3 protein-coding genes and 1 pseudogene are annotated in these 1,966 nt (G+C 64.3%); 2 read left to right on the forward strand and 2 right to left on the reverse strand.

Going from position 1 to position 1,966, the window contains the following annotated elements; genetic code table 11:
• Positions 1–180: pseudogene (locus AC2VOG_RS03830) on the forward strand (dipeptidase); the annotation flags it as partial.
• On the opposite strand, the gene AC2VOG_RS03835 reads toward AC2VOG_RS03830, so the two are convergent.
• Together AC2VOG_RS03835 and AC2VOG_RS03840 are read right to left on the reverse strand one after the other, a co-directional pair.
• Positions 157–414, reverse strand: a complete 258-nt coding sequence (locus tag AC2VOG_RS03835; RefSeq protein ID WP_486938587.1) for a hypothetical protein — start codon at positions 412–414, stop codon at positions 157–159. The pseudogene AC2VOG_RS03830 and the gene AC2VOG_RS03835 sit on opposite strands and share 24 nt — an antisense overlap.
• 49 nt (positions 415–463) lie before the next feature.
• Positions 464–1,384, reverse strand: a complete 921-nt coding sequence (locus AC2VOG_RS03840) for a universal stress protein (protein ID WP_486938588.1) — start codon at positions 1,382–1,384, stop codon at positions 464–466.
• 305 nt (positions 1,385–1,689) lie between these two features.
• Between AC2VOG_RS03840 and AC2VOG_RS03845 the strand changes: the two genes are divergently transcribed.
• Positions 1,690–1,866 (forward strand): hypothetical protein, encoded by a 177-nt coding sequence (locus tag AC2VOG_RS03845; RefSeq protein WP_486938589.1) that lies wholly within the window; start codon positions 1,690–1,692, stop codon positions 1,864–1,866.
• The last annotated feature ends 100 nt before the right edge of the window (positions 1,867–1,966 follow it).

Here is a 1,966-nt window from a genome sequence, read left to right on the forward strand (position 1 = left end):
ATGGGCGGCTCGATCCCGTTCATTGCCGAGTTCGCCGCCGCCTACCCGGATGCAGCGATTCTGGTGACCGGTGTCGAAGATCCCGGCACCCAGGCGCACAGCGTCAACGAAAGCCTGCACCTGGGCGTGCTGGAGCGGGCCGCAACCGCCGAAGCTCTACTGCTGGCCGGGTTGGCCTAGCCTTTCGGCGGCGTCGGTCCGGCGCAGCTCATCCAGATCGCGGCGAATGTGAGTGACCTCCGCTTCGAGCTCGTCGAGGTAGTCCGCCAATTCTTCGGCGTCGGCATGGCCGTGCCGACGGCGCCGATAAGGTCTGGGTTCGTAGTACGTACCCGGTGGCGGCCCATAGCCCTGCCCGGCCGGATAGGGGTATCCCTGGTGATGCCAGGGTCCGTGCCCGCACCAACAAGTCATCATTGACTCCTTTCACCTTGTGTGTCACTGAAAACGGATCCCCAGGGTGTCAATGACGTTGTGGGGCACGGGCAATGATCACCGGAATCGGTGCGGCGTTCACCACCGTGGTGCTGACCGAGCCCAGCAGCATGCCGGGGAATCCGCCCCGGCCGTGACTGCCGACCACCACGAGCTGAGCCTTTTGGGCCTGCTCGAGCAACCTGAGCGCGGGCCGGTCGCAGACCACGATCTTGTGCACGGTGACATCGGGATAACGCTCTTGCCAGCCGCACAGACGCTCGGCGAGGGCTTCGGTCTCCTGAGCTTCGATGTTTCTCCACTCGATGGGCGCCCAATTGATCCCCGGGAATTCGAGGGGGCCCATGTCGCCCCAGGCGTGCAGCGCCACCAGATCCACGTTGCGACGGGATGCTTCGTCGAAGGCGATTTCGGTGGCCAACTCTGATGTCGGCGAGCCGTCGATGCCCACCACCACCGGAGCCCCCGGCGAATGTGCCTTTGTCGGACTCTCGTCGTGGATGATGGCGACCGGGCAGCGTCCGTAGTGGGCGAGACCGGAACTGACGGAGCCTAATAGGGCGCGCGCGACTGCGCCCTGGCCGCGGCAGCCGACCACCATCAGATCGGCCCGTTCGGAGCGTTCGATCAGGGTAGGAAGGACCGGCGCGTGGAGCATTTCGCTGGTGACATTCGACGCCCAGTTCGGGGAAACGGCTTCCTTCGCTACTTTCTCTGCCTGCTCGACGATTTGGTGTGCTTGGTGGTCTTGAAGCCGCGCGTAGTCGGCGAATGCCCCGAAGTCTGACCCGTCCGCGGCGGCTGTCGCTGCCGGGGCGATGGCATGCACCAATCTCAATGGGACGTTCCGCATCTCGGCGTCCCGTGCGGCCCATTCCACCGCGGCGGTTGACGACGGTGAACCGTCGACACCGACGACGATTCCGTGCTGCGTGTGCTGAAGCGACATCTCAAACTCCCTCTTGGCAGACCCATCAACACGGCATCCGCTGCGGGATTGCTGCGCGACAGCACTGACATTAGGCAGCGGGAGACTCGGCGGCAGGAGGCGTTAGACCCTAAGCTGCGAGCAATAGTCCCCCGAGGTGGCGCTGGTGAACCCACGCCCCGACTCAGACGCAGGCAAGGGTCACCTCCAGCGAGCTGGCACGTTGCCGGCGAATCAACGGCTCAGGACACTAGGAGACTAAACGTCGAGTTCGCGGCGCAGCTTGGCCACGTGTCCAGTGGCCTTGACGTTGTACCGTTCCACACATGGGACAATCTCTGTCGAGTGGGCAACGGGTGCAATACGTGGGCATAACGGGTCGTGCTGATGGGCCGGTCGGGCGGGTGTCTCGGGTGTGCCGTGCCTACGTGAAAGTCCGCTGGGATAGCGGGCTGGTGGATGATGTACACCCGGAGGATCTGAGGGTGGTGGTGCCGCGGTGAGTACATCGACGCTTCGCGCCGTCGTCGGCGCCAGGGTCTCGCACCTGGACGATGACAAGGACAGCACTCGCAAAGTCTCCCACCTTGCCCAGACTGAAGA

This window comes from Mycobacterium sp. TH-M11 (assembly GCF_057473725.1).

What these genes read in the sequence shown, in the direction of transcription:
- AC2VOG_RS03835 (WP_486938587.1), bottom strand. Translation starts at nt 414, where the DNA reads ATGACTTGTTGGTGCGGGCACGGACCCTGGCATCACCAGGGATACCCC.
- AC2VOG_RS03840 (WP_486938588.1), bottom strand. Translation starts at nt 1,384, where the DNA reads ATGTCGCTTCAGCACACGCAGCACGGAATCGTCGTCGGTGTCGACGGT.
- AC2VOG_RS03845 (WP_486938589.1), top strand. Translation starts at nt 1,690, where the DNA reads ATGGGACAATCTCTGTCGAGTGGGCAACGGGTGCAATACGTGGGCATA.